Genomic DNA, 18,351 nt, shown 5'->3' with positions numbered 1-18,351 from the left:
CACGACCCTTCCGGAGGTATCCGATGTCCGCCGCCTCGCAGCCGTCCGGCCGCGCCGCGCGGACCGGCCCGGGTGGGCTGCGCGGCCGGTGCGCCGCTGCGGTGGACCGGGGCGCCGTGGGGACGGGCGCCCCGGGCACGGCCGCCGGACTCCATCACGAGATACCCGGCGGGCACGAACTTCTCGCCGCCTGCTGTGGCCATCTCGGCGACCAGGCCGACGACCATCCGGTCACCCGGGCCGCTCGCCAACTGGCCGAACTTCATCTCGCCCGCCGTCGCTCGCCGGTTCGCGCGGCGGAGATCGACTGCCGCAGAAGGGAAATCGTCGTCCACATCGACCGCTGGGTCAGCGACCGCACTGCCGCCGCGGCCCATGCGCGTTCCCTCGGTGCGGCCGTCGACGGACTCGCCGCCGCCCAGGTGCGCGCCACCGTCCTGCTGCGCGACGCCGAGACGGTCGACGACGAACGAGTCAGGGCCGCATGGTTTCTGGTCGGCTCACTGGCCAACTGGTGGGGCGAACTGGTCGAGCAGCACGTCGGCATCGCTCGCCCGCGCCGGCGTCCGCGCGGTGCGCGATAGCGCGGGCGGTCCTACACCGGCCGTGCCTCGATCACGGATTCCGGTGACACCGTCTCGGTGATGCGGGTCAGCGCGAAACCGCAGCGCGCGAGCAGGTCGCGGTAGTCACCAGCGGTGCGCTCGCGGCCGCCACTGTTGATCAGCATCTCCAGGTCGGTGTACTTGCCCGGATGCGGGCGATTGTCCTCAGGCAGAACGATTTCCACGATGATCAACCGGGCGGGCGACGTCATCGCGGCGCGCACGGTCCGCAGGATCTGTTCGGCTCGCGCATCCGGCCAATCGTGAATCACATGTTTGAGCAGGTACGCTTCCGCGCCCGCCGGAACCGATTCGAAGAATGACCCCGGCGCCACCTCGGCCCGCCCGTCGAATCCCCTGGCGGCGAAGCGCTCCGCCGCACCGGCCACCACATCGGGCAGGTCGAACAGGACGCCCCGGGTTTCGGGTGCGCGCGAGAGGATTTCGGTGAGCATCGCGCCGCGTCCGCCGCCCACGTCGACGATTGTCGAGAAGCGGCCGAAATCGTAAGCGGCGAACAGCGATTCCGTGGTGAGCGATCCGATGCTGGTCATCGCGCGGTCGAACAGGTCGCCGAATTGCCGGTCGGTGCGGATGTATTCGAAGAAGGGAGCGCCGTCCACCTGCGGTCCCACCGGATTGCCCGTGCGTACCGCATCGACCACATGCGTCCAATGCGCTCGATGGGTGGCCGACCCGAAGAACAGGGCCGCATCGCGCAGCGACTCCGGGGAGTCGCGGCACAGGGCGCGGGCGGCCGGGGTCAGCGCGTAGCGCCCGTCGCGGCGCTGCGCGAAGATGCCGTGGCTGATCAGCAGTCGTAACAACCGGCGCAGCGCGTCCTCGTCCGCACCCACCCGCCGCGCCAGCTCCGCGCCGGTGAGCGGTCCCCGCGCCAGCTCATCGGCGATCCCCAGTGCCGCCGCCGCGTGAATCGCCTGCGCCAACCACCCCGCTGCCAGCAATTCCATCAACGACAGCGGCGCCGGCGCCAACCGCCGATAGGCTTCGCCCAGCGCGTAGCGAACGGTCCCGACGGCCCGCACCAGCGGTAGCGGCGGCAGTTTCGGTAACCCGAACACCATGCACAACTCCTCCGATCGGCGGACAGGGTCGCGCTCGCAGCCTACGGCGTCACCGCCCTCGCCGGTGCGGAACCGCTGCTCGGTCAGGTCCCCCTGTCGTTTGCCGACAAGAGTGGCGGATTGCCCGCCGTGTCGTGCCGCGGGTGTCTCACTCCGTGGCGTCGGCTCCGTCCTGGCTCTCGGCGTGCATGTCCCCGATCGGAAAGAGTATGGGACTCAACAGATAGTGTCTCCGGCCGTCGGCCGGCTCGTTGTTCAGGTGCGGGAGGATCGCGGCACGCATATCGGCGATGAGGTCCGCCAGCTCGGCTGGGTCGAGCCACAGCGCATGCTGGCGGTATCCGACGGAGTCGGTTGCGGGATCGGCGTTCTCGCGATCGAGATAGGTGTTGAACTCCGCGAGCAGGATGGTCATCGCGGTGGTGAAGACGGCGCGATGATCGTCACGGCTCGCGGCGGCTACCGCGTCGGTGTCGATGACGGCGCGCTCGCGGCGCAGCCGATAATGCCGCTCCACCGCCCCGCGCACCCGCCGCTCCTCGGTCACCTCGAGAATCCCGCCGCTGGTCAGTAGATCCACGTGGCGATAGATCGTGGCTTTCGAGACGTCGGGAAGTCGCGCGCACAATTGCGCGGTGGTCAGCGTATGGCCGCCGGACATCGCGTGCACGATGCGCAGGCGCACCGGATGTGCCAGCAGTTCCATCGGTCCCATTGGCAAATCTTCTCATCCTTGCTACCTTTCTCAAAGTTGAGAACGATATCCGCCGAGATGCGCGGTGTAAGGGAGGGTCCGATGAACCGCAACGACGCCGCACTGGGTGAGGCCGTGGTCCGCATGCTGTGCGCGGGCCGATTCGGCGAGGCCTACGAGCATTTCGGGACATCGCTGCGCGCACTGCTGTCGCTGGAGAACCTCACCGCCGCTTGGCATCGCGAGATCGGGCCGGAGGCGACGCCCGGTGCGGCGGAGGTCCGCGACGGCGTAGTGGCGGTACCGGTCCCGGACCGGGAGGCGACGGTCCTGCTGTCGGTCGTGCGCGGGAAACTGGGCGGCCTGCGCATCGTGCACGATGTGGCGCTGTGGCAGCCGCCGCACTACGCCGACGCGGCGGCGTTCGACGAGGAGGAGATCGACCTCGCGACCGCGGCCGGTCCGGTCCCGGGCACGGTGAGCGTTCCGCGTCGTGGCGCCACGCCGCGTCCCGCGGTCGTATTGCTCGGCGGCGGTGGGCCTTTCGATCGCGACGGGACGGCCGGTGCGAACAAGACGATGAAGGACATCGCTTGGGGTCTGGCCACCGGCGGGGTGATCGTGCTGCGCTTCGACAAGCCGAGCCATCTCGAAGCGGCGCGCGGCGGGAACTGGGCGGAAATCCCTCCGACCGCCGATTACGTGCCGCCGGCGGTCGCGGCGGTCCGGGCGCTCCGGGCGCGTGCCGACGTCGATCCGCGCCGGATATTCGTCCTCGGCCACAGCATGGGCGGCAGATACGCGCCGCGCGTCGCGGTGGCCGAACCGACGATCGCCGGTTTGATCCTGCTGTCCGCCGATACACAGCCGATGCAGCGCGCGGCGGTGCGCGTCGCGCGGTATCTGATGACGGTCGCGCCGGAGTCCGCGCGAGCAATGCTGCCGGATCCCGAGGAACTTCTCGCCCAGGCCGAACGAGTGGAACGCGCCGATCTGTCCGAATCCACTCCGGCCGGTGAGCTGCCCCTGGGGCTCGCGGCCGGTACCTGGCTGGACCTTCGCGAATACGACCCGGTCGCCACCGCGATCACGGTGCGCAAGCCCATGTTCATCGCCCAGGGCGGACGCGATTATCAGGTCACCGTCGTCGACGACCTGGCCGGATGGGACCGGGGACTCGGTGACCGGGACGACGTGGATATTCGCGTGTACGAATCCGATGACCACATGTTCTTCACGGGTAGCGGAACCTCGCGGCCGTCGGACTATGCAGCGCCACAACATGTCGATGGGGCTGTCGTCGCCGATATCGCGGTCTGGATGACGGCGGTCACTGAGGCGGAGCCGGACGCCGAGGCGGTCGGCGGACGATCGTAGGGCTCCCGTCGGGTCGGGACGAGAGTCGGCCGGAGGCGGTCCGCGCTGTCATGCGTTCGCGATCGGGCCACGATCCGGCCCGCTGCCTCCCTACGATCCGAGCTGATCTCTCCGGTCACCGCCGGGAGCCGAAAGTATCTGCGCGGCAGCGGCTTCGGCGGTCGAGGCGACCGCTGTCTCGCCGGTGATACCGGCGGTGACGATGGCTCCCTCGGCGAGCAGGTAGATCGCGTCGGCGGCGTCGGATCCGGTGGCGGCGACCCAGCCGGCGATCATGTCGCGGAAGGCGGCCTTGTGTGCGCGCACTTCCGCGCGGACCGCCGGTGACTCGGCGCCGAGCTCGCCGTGCATGTTGATCCACGCGCAGCCGCGAAAACCTTGCTCGCCGAACCAGTCTCGTAGCCAGTGGAATACCGCCTCGACACGCCGGACCGGATCGTCGACTCGTTCGACGTACCGGGCCAGCGCGTGTCGCCACCGTTCGTCGCGGCGGCGCAGCATCGCCACGACGAGGTCTTCCTTGGTCGGATAGAGGGCATAGATCCGCTTCAGCGACAAGCCGGACGCGTCGCGGATCCGATCCATTCCGACGGCCTGGACGCCGTGCGCGTACATCAACTCCTCGGCGGCGTCGAGCAGCGCCGCGCGGTCGGACGCATTCCGTTCGGCGCTGAGCGTGGCGGGCATGGCCGGGACTCCCTTGACATCGAGAACGTACGTTCCCTACCGTAACGCATCGGTGGAGAACGAACGTTCTCCGCGGAGAGGCAGGAATCCGATGTCCGAAGCTCGACCGCCCTATCCGCCGTTCACCCCGGAAACCGCCGCGCAGAAGGTGCAGGCGGCCGAGGATGCGTGGAACACCCGGGATCCGCACCAGGTCGCGCTCGCCTACACCCCCGACTCGACCTGGCGGAACCGGGACGAATTCATCACCGGCCGGGCGCAGATCGTCGAATTCCTGACCGCGAAGTGGGAACGCGAACTCGACTACGCGCTCCGCAAGAGCCTGTGGGGATTCCGCGGAAACCGCATGGCCGTCCGATTCCAGTACGAATGGCACGACCGTACCGGTCAATGGTGGCGCAGCTATGGCAACGAGCTGTGGGAATTCACCGACGAAGGGTTGATGGCGCGCCGGGAGGCGAGCATCAACGACGTGCCGATCAGCGAGGCGGAACGCCGGATATTCGGCCCGCGTCCGGCCGGGGAGCACGGGGTGGACATCCCCCTGCGGTAGTCACCGGCACGGGCGGTGATCAGTAGCCGGCCTCCGGATCGATCCGTGCGACGAGCTCCCGTCCCCGCACGAAGCGGGCGACATTCGCGGCGACGTGGTCGGCGAACGCGGCCGTACGCAGCTGCGGCGGATTGGAATCGTGCGGGGTGATGATCACATTCGGGAGGTCCCAGAGTGGATGGCCGTCGGGGAGCGGTTCGGGATCGGTGACGTCCAGGCCCGCCCCGCCGACGATGCCCTCCCGCAGTGCGGCGACCAGGGCTTCGGTGTCGATGAGCGACCCGCGGGCGACGTTGATCACCCACGAATGCGGTTTCAGTTGAGTCAGTTCGTCTTTGCCGATCAGGTGGCGGGTGCCGTCGGTCGCGGGCGCGGCGACGACCACGTGATCGGTGCGAGCCCAGATCTCCGAAATCCGTTCCGCGGGAATCGTTTCCATCACATTGGGGGCGTCGACCGGGCGGCCGGAGCGGTTGACGGCGATCACCCGGGCTCCGAACGGCTCCAGCATGGCGATGACCTCACGGCCGATACCGCCCGCGCCGACCACCGCGACGGTCGCCCCGCGCAAGGTGCCGACGTGCGGAAAGAACTCGGTCTGCCGCCAGCTGTGGGCGCGGATGTGCTCCGGCAGGTAGCGCACGCCCGCGAGCAGCAGCGCCATCGTCGCCTCGGCAACGCTCTTGGCGAAAGCGCCTGCCGCCGAGGTGAATACCACATTCGGATGGCGATCGAAGATGCCGGCGTCGAAGAACTCCTCGACCCCGGCCGAGTACAACTGCACCCATTCGATCGACTCGGGCAGATCGGGGAATCCGTTCGGACCGCCGTCCCACACCAGCGCCCGCGCGTCGCTCAACTCCGAAAGCCGCGCTCCCGCGCCGGTGATCGCCTGTTCCAGAAGGTCACTGCTGAGCGGTGCCAGAGCGATGCGGGCTGCGCCGGTCATGCGTCGTGTACTCCTTCGTCTTCGTCGAGGTCCACCTCTACCCGGTCACGGTCGGCCCATTCCAGCAGCGTATCCAGGTCGAAGACCGCGTCGTCGATGCCCGCGTGCAGATCGCCGAGTTCGGCATAGCGGGCGGGGACGGTGTTGATGGTGAAGTCATTCGGTTCGATGTCGGCAATCTCGTTCCACCGCACCGGAGTCGAGACGGTCGCGGCGGCATTGCCGCGTACCGAGTAGGCGGCGGCGATCGTGTGATCGCGGGCGTTCTGGTTGTAGTCGACGAACAGCAGTGCCGGATCGCGATCGCGACGCCACCAGGTGGTGGTCACATCGTCGGGGGCGCGGCGCTCGACCTCCTGCGCGAAGGCCAGCGCGGCGCGGCGCACCTGCTGGAAGCCGTGCTCGGGGGCGATGCGCACGTAGATGTGCAGGCCGTGGCCGCCGGAGGTCTTGGGCCAGCCGACCGCGCCCAGCTCGTCGAGGACCTCGTGCGCGACCTCCGCGACACGCTGGACCCGCGACCACGGGCAATCCGGCATCGGATCCAGATCGATGCGCCATTCGTCGGGCTTCTCGGTGTCGAATCGGCGCGAGTTCCACGGATGGAACTCCACCGTCGACATCTGCACCGCCCAGATTACGTCCGCCAGTTCTTGTACGCACAGTTCGTCCGCGTGCCGGTTGTAGCGCGGAAAGTGCACGCGCACAGTCGGAATCCAGTCCGGCGCCCCCGCCGGGAGCCGCTTCTGATGCACTTTCCCGCCCGGCAATCCCTTCGGGAAACGATGCAGCATGCACGGCCGGTCGCGCAGGGCGTTGACGATTCCGTCGCCGACGCTCAGGTAGTACTGCACCAGATCGAGTTTGGTCGCCCCGAGCTCCGGGAAGTACACCCGATCCGGATTCGACACCCGCACCGTATGCTCGCCGACCGTCAACTCCACGGCCGGCGTCGACTTACTGGTCACCGGATCGACGATAGTGGGTGATCGAACGCCGAGCACTCCACGCGCCGCGTCCGTACCTCACGTCGGAGTCGCCAGGGCGAAGGGAAGGACCGCGGGGGCGCCGGCGTGGCGGAGGGTCCGGGCGGCGAGGGTGAGGGTCCAGCCGGTGTCGGTGTGGGTGTCGACCAGCAGGACGGGAGTGTCGAGGCCGGTGAGGTCGGGGGCCTCCCACGAGTCGAACAGAGCCGCCACGCGGTGGGCGGAGTTGGCCGCCGAGACCGGTGGCCGGTCGGGGCGGGTGTGCAGGACTCCGAGATCGGTGAGACGGCCGATGCGGGCCAGGCGGGCGGCCAGGTCGGCGGCCAGTGCCGGATGCGTCGCCGATTGCAGGGCCATCACCGCCCCGGGACGTTGCGTCCACTTCCATTCCCGCAGCACGGCGATACAGGCGTCGACGATATGGTCGGGCGCCGGGCCGTCGGGCGCGTCGAGCAGGGTTCGCAGGCGCTGACCCCACCCGAGATCGCTGAGCCGGCCCAGCACCCGGCCGACCTCGGGGCCGTCGGATATCTTGCCGGACAACGGAACTCCCAACTTCGACAGTCCGGTCGGCCATTGCTTGCGAGGGAGCAGATCGATTCCGGGCCGGTCCAGCCGGGCCCTGATGGTGGCCACCTCGCCGGCGTCGACCGAGGTGTCGAAACGGCGGCCGGTGCAGTTGTCGCAGCGACCGCAGCCGGGCGCGTCCGGGTCGAGGCCCGGATCGTCGAGTTGGCGGCGCAGGAAGTTCATCCGGCACTCGGTGGTGCTCTGATACTCGAGCATGGCCTGCTGTTCCGCTTCTCGCGCCCGGTCGAGGCGCTCGTAGCGTTCGGTGTCGTAGGTCCACGGTTCACCGGTGGCGAGCCAGCCGCCGCGCACCCGCCGCACCGCGCCGTCCACATCCAGCACCTTCAGCACCATCTCCAACCGCGACCGGCTCAGTTCCACCAGGGGTTCGAGAGCCACCGTGGACATCGGGCGTTCGTAGTCCAGGGCGGACAGCACCGACCGCACCACCAGCTCTCGCGGAAAGGCCACGGACGCAAAGTAATTCCAGATCCGCCGGTCCTCGGGCCCCGGCAACAGGATGACCTCCGCGCGGGCCGCCCCGCCGGGCGGGCACGAGGCGTCCGGCACCAGTCCGCGTCCGGCGCGGCCGACCTGTTGGTAGTAGGCGATGGGGGAGGAGGGTGCGCCGACGTGGACCACGAAGCCGAGGTCGGGTTTGTCGAAGCCCATGCCGAGCGCCGACGTGGCGACCAGCGCCTTCACGTCGTTGTCCAGCAGTGCCTGTTCGAGGGTTTCGCGTTCCCCGGGTTCGGTGCGACCGGTGTAGGCCGCGACGGGGTACCCGTGGTCGGTGAGAACGTCGGCGAGGTCGTGGGCGGCCGCGACGGTGAGTGTGTAGATGATTCCGGAACCGGGCAGTTCCCCCAGTTGCCGGCTGAGCCAGGTGGTCCGCTGGACGGCATCGTCGATCCGCACCACGGACAGATGCAGTGATTCCCGGTCCAGGGTGCCGCGCAGCACCAGGGTGTCGGTGCCGATCTGGGTGGCGACATCGGTGACCACTCGGTTGTTGGCGGTGGCGGTGGTCGCCAGCACCGGAATGTCCTCGCCGAGGTCGGCGATCAAAGTGCGGATGCGGCGGTAGTCGGGACGGAAATCGTGACCCCAGTCGGAAATGCAGTGCGCCTCGTCCACCACCACCAGGCCGGCGTCGGCGGCCAGCTTGGGAAGCACCGAATCGCGGAAATCGGGGTTGTTCAGTCGTTCCGGGCTGACGAGCAGCACATCGACCGCACCGGCGGCGACGCGCTGGTGAATCTCGTCCCATTCGGTGACGTTGCCGGAGTTGATGGTCTCCGCGACCACTCCCGCCCGGCGCGCGGCCGCGACCTGGTTGCGCATCAAGGCCAGCAGCGGCGACACGATCACCGTCGGCCCGCGCCCCTGGGACCGCAGCAACCGCGCGGCGATGAAGTACACCGCCGATTTGCCCCAGCCGGTGCGCTGGACGACCAGCGCCCGCCGCCGCTGGACGACCAGCGCCTCGATGGCCGTCCACTGATCCTCGCGCAGGCGCGCCCCCGGCCCGGCCAGCTCGCGCAACAGGGATTCGGCGGATTCGCGCAGCTCGGTGGTAGTCACGCGCTCCATCGTGCCCGACCCCTCCGACACCTGGCCACCATCCGGCTACAGCCGCACCCCGCGCCCGGAAACGTGGTTCCGACACGGGCCCGCAGATGATGGGAAGAGCGGTCGAGGCGCGGTCTAACCGGTTTCGGCGGCCAGCGCCAGCAGCCGATCCCGCACCAGGTCCGGTCGCTCCTCCGGAATGAAATGCCCGCAGCCGTGCACGTATTCGACGGTATAGTCGTCGGCCCGTGCGGTCTCCGCGGCCGCCAGCGACGGGTGGATGGCCGCATCGCCGGTGCCGAACAGCGCACGGATCGGGATCGTGGCGCGGCGGCGTTCCGGATGGCGGGCGGCGGGAATCTCCCGCAACCAGAAGGTGCGGTAGGTGTCGGTGGCCGCGCGGGCCACCACCGGATCGTGGAAGCGGTCGCCGTAGATCCCGGCGAGTTCCGGGGAGAAGGTGCGCCGTGCGTCGGCGTTGAGCCGCAACAGGCGATCGACGAACGGCGTGTACCGCTGCAGCGGCACGCCGAAGGTGGCCACCAGCGGCTGATACATCAGGAAACGCCAGGCGTGCGGGGCGAAGGTCCGGGCGGTGATCCACGGGTGCGCGATATTGAGTGGCAGATAACCCTCGAACCGCTCCGGCTCCCGCAGCACCATCAGGAATCCGACGAACCCGCCCCAGTCGTGACCGGCGAGCAACAGCCGCGGCAGTTCCAGCTCGTCGACCAGCGCCAGCAGATCCGAGGCGACGTCCTCCTTGGCCCAGCGATGCGGCGGCGGACCGGACCAGCCGTATCCCGGCAGGTCCGGGGCGATGAGGCGCAGCCCGGCGGGAGGATCGGCGAGCAGATGCCGGTAGGCGTAGTGGTGCTGCGGCCATCCGTGCAGCAACAGCACCGGCCGGCCGTCGGGCACCCCCGCTTCGGTGACGTGGAATCGCACGCCGCGGGCCTCGATGAAACTGCGGCGCACTCCGGGAATCTCGGGCGGTCGGGCAGATCCTGATGTCGAGGGCATAGCCGATGCTAACCACCGGCAACCCGGGACCGCCACGCCACGAACGTTTTCCGCCCGGCGTCGGGCATTTTCGGCCGCGAGGCAGGACAATGAGGGCGATCGGACTGCGAGGTCCACTGGCATGCGCGGCAATGCGGGAGGAACGGGCGATGGCCAAGAAGTTCGAATCACCTGCGGATTGGGCTCCTCCGGGCGCGCAGTTCCAAAGTCGCGGGGTCACCAGCCGGACCCTCTCGGGTGTGTTGTTCGGGCTGATCGTGACGCCCATCGGAATCGCGTTCGCCGCCAAGGGCGGAGCCGATATCCGGTACTGGGTCATCGTGGGTGCGGTGACCGACCGCTGGACCGCGGCGCTGGAGATCTTCGGCGGCTCCCTGCTGCTGTTGTTCGTCGCGGCGATGGCCGCGTTCTCGCCGGTGGGCACGATCGTGGCCAGCCTGGTGTGGGGGATCTTTCCCGGCGTGCTGCATCTGCTGTACCCGGACGACACCTTCCGCCTGATCGGCGACCTGCCCTTCACCGACGCCACGATGCAGGTGGCGTTGCACTCCTGGGTGACCTACGGTTTCGCCCTGATCTCGGGCATGATGCTGCTGGGCGCGGGCCTGGTGGGTGTCCTGCGCAAGTAGATGCGGCCGTTCCGGCACGCCGAGCGCCGGCATGCCGGAACGAATCCGCTTTCAGCCCTTCACGCACAGCACCTGACGCAGTGTCGCGACCACCTCGACCAGATCGCTCTGGGCCGCGATGACGGCGTCGATGTCCTTGTAGGCCGCGGGGATCTCGTCGATCACCCCGGCGTCCTTGCGGGACTCCACACCGTCGGTCTGCGCGATCAGATCCGCGACGGTGAACTGCCGCTTGGCCGCATTACGGCTCATGCGCCGGCCCGCACCGTGCGAGGCCGACTGGAACGACGCGGGATTTCCCTTGCCTCGCACCACATACGAGCGGGTGCCCATGGATCCGGGGATCAGGGCGAGGTCACCGGCGCCGGCCCGGACCGCGCCCTTGCGGGTCACCAGCATCGGCATGCCGTCGACGATCTCCTCCGATACGTAGTTGTGGTGGCAGGAGATCGGCTCGTCGAAACGCACTGCCAGCGCATCGAATTCGTCACGCACGGCTGCGCACACCAGGTCGAGCATCACCGCCCGGTTGCGGGCCGCGTACTCCTGCGCCCAGCTGAGATCGCGACGGTAGGCGTCCATTTCCGGTGTGCCGGAAAGAAATACGGCCAAATCGCGATCCGGCAGGTCCCGGTTCTGCGGCAGGGTGCGCGCCACGGCGATATGCCGCTCCGCCAGTTCCTTGCCGATATTGCGGCTTCCGGAGTGCAGCAGAATCCACACGTGCTGGTCGGTGTCGAGGCAGACCTCGATGAAGTGGTTGCCGCCGCCGAGCGTGCCCATCTGCTTGTGCGCCTTGGACTCTCGCTGCCGCACCGCCGGATCGAGATCGCCGAACCGGCTCCAGAACGCGGACCACCCGGCGCGCACCGTGGCGCCGGCCGCCCGGCGGCCGTGCACATCCATCGGCAGGCGGGTGACCTTCACCGGCTCCTTGTGCGCGTTGAATCCGACCGGCACGGCGGCCTCGATGCGCGAGCGCAGCGAATGCAGATCGTCCGGCAGATCGGAGGCGGTCAGCGAGGTCCGGACCGCTTCCATTCCACAGCCGATATCGACGCCCACGGCGGCCGGGGCGACCGCGTCCTTCATGGCGATGACGGACCCGACCGTGGCTCCCTTGCCGAGGTGCACGTCGGGCATCACGCGGACGCCGTAGACCCATTCCAGTTGGGCGAGGGTGCGCAGCTGCTGCAGCGCGGCCGGCTCGACCTCGTGCTCGTGGGCCCACATGAGCGTCTGCGCCTTGGTGCCGCGCAGCTCGACGGGAAACATGATCTCGATCCTTTCGTGAACAACTCTCCCTGTTCACGGTAGGGATCACGGGCCCCCGGCGCACCCCGATATTCCGTCGACGGCGAGTGGCTCACCGCCCATCGGCCCGGATATCCACGTGCCATCCGGGCCGCCGCCTGCTGTGGACGCGGCGCCGGGCCGGCCGCGCCGGCGGCAGTGCGCCGAAGTCGGAATGCGCGCCGGTCCCGCGCGCGATCCGCGGATCAGGCGAGCGGCTCGTAAACCGCTATGTGCCAGGATGTTTCGCCGGCAGGGCGGATCACCGCGCGGCGCTCGTGCGGGCCGGTGTGCGGGTCGGCGACCGCGAAGCCCTTCGTGCGCAGCATGTCGAGCGTTTCGTCGAGGTTGTCGACCTTGATCGCGAGGAAGGGGGTCTGCTCGTCGCGATCGGTCCCGGCCAGCATGACGCGGGTGCCGCCGATATCGAACTGCGCCCAGCGGTCGCCGTCGTGCACGGTCGGCACGCCCACCAGTGCGGAGAGCAATTCCACTGTGGCGGAAAGATTTTCGGACGGAAACGCGGCCCCGGCACGCTGGACGGTCACCGCGCGCACTCCTGGGGCACAGCGAACGCCCGGCGCAGTGCCGCGAAAGCGCGTTCATTCGCGACGCCGGTTTCCGGCAGCACATCGCCCATGGTCATGAACCCGTGGAACATACCCTCGTAGCGGTGCACCTCGACGGGGACGCCGGCCCCGGCCAGGTGCGCCCCGTAGGCCTCGCCCTCGTCGCGCAGCGGGTCGTACTCGGCGGTGGCGATATGCGCCGGTGGCAGACCGGCGGGGTCTGCCAGCAGAGGCGCCGCATACGGATCGGTGCCGTCGGCGTCGCCGAGGTACTGCTCCCAGTACCAGCGCAGATGGTCGTCGGTGACGAAATAGCCCTGCGCGTTGTCCCGGTACGACGCGCTCGCGCGAGCCGGATCCAGCATCGGGTACATGAGCAACTGCGCGGCCACCGCCGGGCCGCCCAGATCGCGGGCCATCAGCGCCGTGACCGCCGCCAGATTGCCGCCCGCACTGTCACCGGCCACGGCGATCCGGGCGGGGTCGCCGCCGTGCTGGGCTATGGCCGCGCCGATCCAGCGCAGCACGGCGTACGCGTCCTGCGCGGCGGCCGGGAACCGATGTTCCGGCGCCTGGCGATAATCCACCGACACCACCAGTGCGCCGGTCTCGTTCGCCAGCGTCCGGCAGAACTGATCGTGGCTGTCGAGACTGCAGATCACGAAACCGCCGCCGTGGCAGAACATGACGACCGGCAGCGGCTCGCCGCCGGCGCGCGGCGTGTAGATGCGCACCGGAATGTCGGCGCCGTCGGCGCCGGTGACTGTCGAATCGCGCACGGCCGCAATCGGAATCGGCTCGACGGCCGCCGGGGTCCGCGCCGCGAGCTGCCGTCTCGCCTCGGCGGCGTCGAGTACGTCGGTTCCCAGCTTCGGAAACGCGGCGGTCGCGGCGTTGACGACCGCCCGGGTTCGCGGCGTCATCGCCATGAGGCACCGCCCGAGCCCGCACTCCCGGGTGCGGCGGCCCGCGGGGCCGAGCTCTCACCCGCTGGTGGCCGGTGGCCCGCGCGCGGGCCACCGGCCACGCCACCTCGGGTCTCCGGCCCGCCGGCACTGCACCTCCGGCCTGGCGCGTATCGCCTGCTCACTGCGCGTCCTGCGGCTCCGGCGGCATGAACTTGCCCGCGGCGAGTCCGCCGTCGACGGTGACCTCCGCGCCGGTGACATATGACGACGCGTCCGAGGCGAGGAAGGCGACCAGCTCGGCGACCTCTTCCGGCACACCGGTGCGCTGCAGCGGCAGGGTCGGGAAGCTGCCCGGACCGGTGGTCAGATACGGGACCATCGGGGTCGCGATCGGACCCGGGTGCACGGAGTTGACGCGAATGCCCTTGGGGCCCAATTCGAGTGCCGCGGTCTTGGTGAGCCCGCGCAGGCCCCATTTGGAGCTGCCGTAGGCGGAGTGTCCCATCAGGCCCTCGAGCCCGGCCTGCGACGAGATGTTCACGATCGACCCGCCCGTCTCGGACATCGGCCCCACCACCGACCGGATGCCCCGGAACGCGCCCACCAGGTTGACCTGCAGAATCTTCTCCAGTTCTTCCGGCGTGGTGTCCGTGAGAGGTTTCGCGGTATAGATCGCGGCGTTGTTCACCAGCACGTCGAGCCCGCCGAATTCCGAAAGGGCCACCGCGACAGCGGCATTCCAGTCGTCGGCGGAGGTGACGTCGTGGCGGACGAAGCGCGCCGCCTCGCCGAGTTCGTCGGCCAACTGCTTTCCGTCGGCGTCGAGTACGTCGGTGAGAACGACCCGCGCACCGCGTTCGACGAACAGGCGTGCCTCCGCCGCGCCCTGTCCGCGCGCCGCGCCGGTGATCACTGCGACTTTGCCTGTGAGATCGACCATTCGACTTCTCCTCCTGAAAATATGCCGAGATCCTGCGCCGCATCCGGCGTCCTCGGCTCGCGGCAGTCTCGATGAGCGAGACCGGCGCGTGGTTGTCCGGCGTCCTGTTCGCCGTGGCGGATCGGTGCCGTCCGATCACTGATTCCGGAAGTGCGGAATGACCTTCTCGCCCCAGTGCCGGATCGTCTCGAGGCAGGCCTCCTGCGGCACGGTGCCCATCTGGATCAGGCACAGGATCTCGTCGGCGCCCGCGTCGCGCAGTCGCTCGACGTAGGCGATGGCGTCCTCCGGGCTGCCGTAGGCGTGGTCGGCGTTGAACACCGAGGTCGACCCCGCCTTCACCGGAATCTTGGCCTCGTGCAGGTAGGCGACGTGCTCGTCGGCGGCCTCCTTGATTCGCGCCACCTCGTCCACGGTCGGATCCACGGCCTCGTCGGGCACCGGGCCGGCGCCGTAGTAGTGCTTGATCGATTGCGCGAAGAACCGCTGGCCGCGCGCGCCGATCTGCTGTGCCCGCTCCCGGTCGTCGAGCACGATGGTGGGACACAGGGCGGCGAAGTGGTCGTTGGTCACCGTCGAGACGAAACGCTCACCGGTGCGGGCCGCGATCGCCTCGTCGTAGGTGCGGCGCAGTTCCGCGATCTCCTCCACTCCCGCGAAACCCAGTACCAGAGCGCCGATTCCGTAGTCGGCGGCCAACTTCAGGGTGTCCTTCTTCGTGCATGCCATGAACAGCGGGGGATGCGGACGCTGCACCGGCCGCGGCAGCAGCGAATGCGGGTCGATGTCGAGCAGTTCGCCGTGATATTCGAATTCGCCCTCGGGATCCTGCCAGGCCCGGCCGATCATCCGCAGCGACTCCTCGACCTCGGCGTAGGTGCGTTCCGGGTCCACTCCGCACATGGAGGTCTCGACCGGTGTCGCACCGCGCCCGGCGCCCAGGTTCAGCCGCCCGCCGGAGAGCACGTCCAGCATCGCCGCGCGCTCGGCCGCGCGCACCGGGTGGTTGAAGTTGAAGGGCATACACACCACGCCGTGGCCGATCCGGATGCGCTGGGTCTTGGCCGCCACCCAGGTCAGGAAGATTTCGGGGGCGCTCATATGCGCGTACCACTTGAGACCGTGGTGCTCGACGGCCCAGACGGTATCGAAGCCCATCTCGTCGGCCAGCACGGCTTGCTCCACACAGTCGCGCAGCACCCGCGCCTCGTGCTCGGCGGTCGGATCGGTCATCTGGGCCTCGAAGATCATCGAGAACTTCATCCGCGTGCTCCCTGTCGTAGCGGTGTATGCCTAATCGAAATAGTCCTTCCCGGACCCGTACTGGTCAGCCGTAAGTCCCGCTGGCCGGGACCGTGCCGTGTCGCCGCGGCCGAGCGGCCATAGCGTCGGATGCAACGATGGGGAAGAAGGACGGATGACACAGGAATTCGAATTCGACGTGGTGGTCGTCGGCTCGGGCGCGGCCGGTATGACCGCGGCATTGACCGCCGCCTATCGCGGGCTGTCGGTGACGATGATCGAGAAGAGCCGCAGCTTCGGCGGATCCACCGCGCGCTCCGGCGGCGGAATCTGGATCCCGAACAACCCGGTGCTGCAGGCCGCGGGTGTGCCGGACAGCCCGGAACTGGCTCGGACATATCTGAAAGCTGTTGTGGGCGATCGTGTCCCGGAGGAAAAGCAGCGCGCCTTCCTCGATCACGGGCCGGAGATGATGCGCTACATCGGTGCGCGCAGCAAGTACTGGCAGTTCGTCTACGACCGCGGCTACTCCGACTACCATCCGGAATTCCCGGGCGGGCTCGCGCAGGGCCGCAGCATCGAACCGGCTCCGATCGACGGCCGTCTGCTCGGTGGTGATCTGCACAAGATCAACCAGCCGACCATGTCGGGGCCGAAGGGAATCGCGTTCACCGTCAGCGACTTCCACGATCTGAACATGATCGCCCGCACCTGGGCCGGTAAGCGCACCGCGATGAAGGTGGGGGCCCAGGCGGTGGCGAACAAGCTGCGCGGCCGGCTGCCGCTGAGCCTGGGCAAGGCCCTGGCCGCACGACTGTGGCTGTCGCTGCGCGACGCCGGCGTGCCCGTGTGGTTGAACACCCCGCTGACCGAACTGGTCACCGAAGCCGGGGCCGTGGTCGGTGTGCGCGCCGAACACCAGGGCGTTCCGGTGCTGATCAAGGCACGCCGCGGCGTGGTGCTGGCGGCCGGCGGTTTCGAGCACAACCTGGAGATGCGCAAGCAGTACATCTCCGGGCCGCAATCCACCGACTGGACGGTCGGTGCCACCGAGAACGTCGGCGAAGGGATCGTCGCGGGCCAGAAGGCCGGCGGTGCGGTGGATCTCATGGACGACGCCTGGTGGGGACCGTCGGTGCGCAACCCCGAGGGCCCGCCGTTCTTCTGCCTGGCCGAACGCGCGCAACCCGGCGGCATCATGGTCAATCACGCGGGGGAGCGGTTCGTCAACGAATCGGCCCCGTATGTGAACGTCGTGCACACCATGTACGAGCAGCAGGCCGCCGGGGTCGACCATATTCCGGCCTACTTCATCATGGACCAGACCTTCCGCGACAGATATCTGTTCCTGGGCAACTTCCCGAAGCGCCCGATTCCCCAGAAATATCTCGACGCCGGAATCATCACCCAGGCCGATACGCTCGAGCAGCTGGCGAACAAGATCGGTGTTCCCGCCGCGACGCTGGCCGCCACGGTGCAGCGCTTCAACGGCTTCGCCCGCAGCGGGCGCGACGAGGATTACGGACGCGGCGATTGCGCCTACGACCGGTATTACGGCGATCCCACCGTGCAGCCGAATCCGTGTCTGGCGCCGCTGGAAAGAGGACCGTTCTACGCGGTGGAAATGGTGCCCGGCGACCTGGGCACCAAGGGCGGGCTGTGCACCGACGAATATGCCCGCGTGCTCGACGAACAGAATGCGCCGATCGCGGGACTGTATGCGGCGGGCAACAATTCGGCGTCGGTCATGGGTAACGACTACGCGGGCGCCGGAGCGACGATCGGCCCCGCCATGGTCTTCGGGTACATCGCGGCCAACCACCTCGCCGACGAACGCGAACCGCGGGAAGCGGTCGCCGCATCGGTGTCGAAGCGGGCGATCAACGGCCGCACGGCGCCCGCACGCACGGGACAGGAGTGACCATGGGCAGGATCGACGGTAAAACGGTCGTCGTCACCGGTGCTGCCCGGGGAATGGGTGCGGCGTTCGCGCAGCGGCTCGTTTCCGAGGGCGCCTCGGTCGTGATCACCGATGTGCTGGCGGAGGAAGGTGAGCGGACCGCCGCGCGGCTGGGTGACGCGGCGCTGTTCGTCCCTCACGACGTGACCGACGAATCCGCGTGGAACGATGTCGTCGCGCAGGCGGAATCGGCGTTCGGGCCCGTCTCGGGCCTGGTAAACAACGCCGGAATCGTGCACGTGGATCCGATCGAAACGCTCGCCGAAGCGGACTACCGCAAGGTGATCGACGTCAACCAGGTGGGTGTCTTCCTGGGTATGAAGGCCGTGGTCGCATCGATGCGACGTGCCGGTGGCGGGTCGATCGTGAACATCTCCTCGGTCGGCGGCATCATCGGTTTCTCCAACATCCTCGGCTACACCGCCTCCAAATGGGCGGTGCGCGGGATGACCAAAACCGCGGCACAAGAGTTCGGGCCCATGGGAATTCGCGTCAACTCGGTGCATCCCGGTGTGGTGATGACCGAAATGACCAGCGATTCGGCGCGGTCGAATTCGATGTTCCACGATCAGCCGCTGGCCCGTCCCGGCACCCCCGAGGAATTGGCGAATCTGGTGCTGTTCCTCATCTCCGACGAGTCCGGTTACAGCACCGGTTCGGAATTCGTCGCCGACGGCGGATTCACCTCCCACTGACACAAAGGATTTCC

18 protein-coding genes are annotated in these 18,351 nt (G+C 68.7%); 6 read left to right on the top strand and 12 right to left on the bottom strand.

The window, feature by feature from the left end:
* Positions 1 to 23: 23 nt before the first annotated feature.
* Positions 24 to 584 (top strand): hypothetical protein, encoded by a 561-nt coding sequence (locus tag NMI01S_RS24105; RefSeq protein WP_063000678.1) that lies wholly within the window; start codon positions 24 to 26, stop codon positions 582 to 584.
* Between the two features lie 11 nt (positions 585 to 595).
* Here NMI01S_RS24105 and NMI01S_RS24100 read toward each other — a convergent pair whose 3' ends face one another.
* Entirely contained in the window at positions 596 to 1,690 is a 1,095-nt protein-coding gene (locus NMI01S_RS24100; RefSeq protein ID WP_063000677.1) for a methyltransferase, read from the bottom strand.
* Positions 1,691 to 1,838: 148 nt separating this feature from the next.
* The gene (locus NMI01S_RS24095) at positions 1,839 to 2,405 is read right to left on the bottom strand and encodes a helix-turn-helix domain-containing protein (protein ID WP_063000675.1); all 567 of its coding nucleotides are present in this window, start codon (positions 2,403 to 2,405) and stop codon (positions 1,839 to 1,841) included.
* 81 nt (positions 2,406 to 2,486) lie between these two features.
* Between NMI01S_RS24095 and NMI01S_RS24090 the strand changes: the two genes are divergently transcribed.
* Positions 2,487 to 3,761 (top strand): alpha/beta hydrolase family protein, encoded by a 1,275-nt coding sequence (locus tag NMI01S_RS24090; RefSeq protein WP_063000673.1) that lies wholly within the window; start codon positions 2,487 to 2,489, stop codon positions 3,759 to 3,761.
* 90 nt (positions 3,762 to 3,851) lie between these two features.
* Here NMI01S_RS24090 and NMI01S_RS24085 read toward each other — a convergent pair whose 3' ends face one another.
* Positions 3,852 to 4,448, bottom strand: a complete 597-nt coding sequence (locus NMI01S_RS24085) for a TetR/AcrR family transcriptional regulator (RefSeq protein WP_063000671.1) — start codon at positions 4,446 to 4,448, stop codon at positions 3,852 to 3,854.
* A gap of 91 nt (positions 4,449 to 4,539) precedes the next feature.
* Between NMI01S_RS24085 and NMI01S_RS24080 the strand changes: the two genes are divergently transcribed.
* Positions 4,540 to 5,001: a nuclear transport factor 2 family protein gene (locus NMI01S_RS24080; RefSeq protein WP_063000669.1), complete on the top strand. Its 462-nt coding sequence runs from the start codon at positions 4,540 to 4,542 to the stop codon at positions 4,999 to 5,001.
* Positions 5,002 to 5,020: 19 nt separating this feature from the next.
* Here the strand turns inward: NMI01S_RS24080 and NMI01S_RS24075 are convergent, their stop codons facing one another.
* From NMI01S_RS24075 to NMI01S_RS24060, 4 genes are all read right to left on the bottom strand, one after another.
* Positions 5,021 to 5,950 carry a D-isomer specific 2-hydroxyacid dehydrogenase family protein gene (locus NMI01S_RS24075; protein WP_063000667.1) on the bottom strand — a complete coding sequence of 310 codons (930 nt, stop codon included), beginning with the start codon at positions 5,948 to 5,950 and terminating at the stop codon, positions 5,021 to 5,023.
* Positions 5,947 to 6,918: a non-homologous end-joining DNA ligase gene (gene ligD / locus NMI01S_RS24070; RefSeq protein ID WP_063000665.1), complete on the bottom strand. Its 972-nt coding sequence runs from the start codon at positions 6,916 to 6,918 to the stop codon at positions 5,947 to 5,949. Before ligD ends, NMI01S_RS24075 begins: the two co-directional genes overlap by 4 nt.
* Positions 6,919 to 6,975: 57 nt before the next feature.
* The gene (locus NMI01S_RS24065) at positions 6,976 to 9,099 is read right to left on the bottom strand and encodes a RecQ family ATP-dependent DNA helicase (RefSeq protein ID WP_063000663.1); all 2,124 of its coding nucleotides are present in this window, start codon (positions 9,097 to 9,099) and stop codon (positions 6,976 to 6,978) included.
* A gap of 114 nt (positions 9,100 to 9,213) precedes the next feature.
* Positions 9,214 to 10,101: an alpha/beta fold hydrolase gene (locus tag NMI01S_RS24060; protein WP_063000661.1), complete on the bottom strand. Its 888-nt coding sequence runs from the start codon at positions 10,099 to 10,101 to the stop codon at positions 9,214 to 9,216.
* Between the two features lie 149 nt (positions 10,102 to 10,250).
* Here NMI01S_RS24060 and NMI01S_RS24055 point away from each other — a divergent pair, with 149 nt between their 5' ends.
* Positions 10,251 to 10,730, top strand: coding sequence for a hypothetical protein (locus NMI01S_RS24055; RefSeq protein WP_062962951.1), 480 nt, complete (start codon positions 10,251 to 10,253; stop codon positions 10,728 to 10,730).
* A gap of 51 nt (positions 10,731 to 10,781) precedes the next feature.
* Here NMI01S_RS24055 and NMI01S_RS24050 read toward each other — a convergent pair whose 3' ends face one another.
* The 5 genes from NMI01S_RS24050 to NMI01S_RS24030 all read right to left on the bottom strand — a co-directional run bounded on the left by NMI01S_RS24050 (position 10,782) and on the right by NMI01S_RS24030 (position 15,703).
* Positions 10,782 to 12,005 carry an RtcB family protein gene (locus tag NMI01S_RS24050; protein WP_063000659.1) on the bottom strand — a complete coding sequence of 408 codons (1,224 nt, stop codon included), beginning with the start codon at positions 12,003 to 12,005 and terminating at the stop codon, positions 10,782 to 10,784.
* Between the two features lie 224 nt (positions 12,006 to 12,229).
* Positions 12,230 to 12,580: a VOC family protein gene (locus NMI01S_RS24045; RefSeq protein ID WP_063000656.1), complete on the bottom strand. Its 351-nt coding sequence runs from the start codon at positions 12,578 to 12,580 to the stop codon at positions 12,230 to 12,232.
* The gene (gene lipP1, locus NMI01S_RS24040; protein WP_063000654.1) at positions 12,568 to 13,521 is read right to left on the bottom strand and encodes a LipP1 family hormone-sensitive lipase; all 954 of its coding nucleotides are present in this window, start codon (positions 13,519 to 13,521) and stop codon (positions 12,568 to 12,570) included. The genes NMI01S_RS24045 and lipP1 overlap by 13 nt, the downstream gene beginning before the upstream one ends.
* Positions 13,522 to 13,678: 157 nt before the next feature.
* Positions 13,679 to 14,440, bottom strand: coding sequence for a glucose 1-dehydrogenase (locus NMI01S_RS24035; RefSeq protein ID WP_063000652.1), 762 nt, complete (start codon positions 14,438 to 14,440; stop codon positions 13,679 to 13,681).
* A 135-nt stretch (positions 14,441 to 14,575) separates the two neighbouring features.
* Positions 14,576 to 15,703, bottom strand: coding sequence for an LLM class flavin-dependent oxidoreductase (locus NMI01S_RS24030; RefSeq protein WP_063000650.1), 1,128 nt, complete (start codon positions 15,701 to 15,703; stop codon positions 14,576 to 14,578).
* Positions 15,704 to 15,857: 154 nt separating this feature from the next.
* On the opposite strand from NMI01S_RS24030, the gene kstD reads away from it, so the two are divergent.
* Both kstD and NMI01S_RS24020 read left to right on the top strand, forming a co-directional pair.
* Positions 15,858 to 17,603, top strand: coding sequence for a 3-oxosteroid 1-dehydrogenase (gene kstD, locus NMI01S_RS24025; protein ID WP_063000648.1), 1,746 nt, complete (start codon positions 15,858 to 15,860; stop codon positions 17,601 to 17,603).
* Positions 17,604 to 17,605: 2 nt separating this feature from the next.
* Positions 17,606 to 18,337, top strand: a complete 732-nt coding sequence (locus NMI01S_RS24020; RefSeq protein WP_063000646.1) for a glucose 1-dehydrogenase — start codon at positions 17,606 to 17,608, stop codon at positions 18,335 to 18,337.
* Positions 18,338 to 18,351 lie beyond the last annotated feature (14 nt).

The organism is Nocardia mikamii NBRC 108933 (assembly GCF_001613505.1).
Classification (GTDB): Bacteria; Actinomycetota; Actinomycetes; order Mycobacteriales; family Mycobacteriaceae; genus Nocardia; species Nocardia mikamii.
This window is presented reverse-complemented; position numbering and strand designations above follow the sequence as displayed.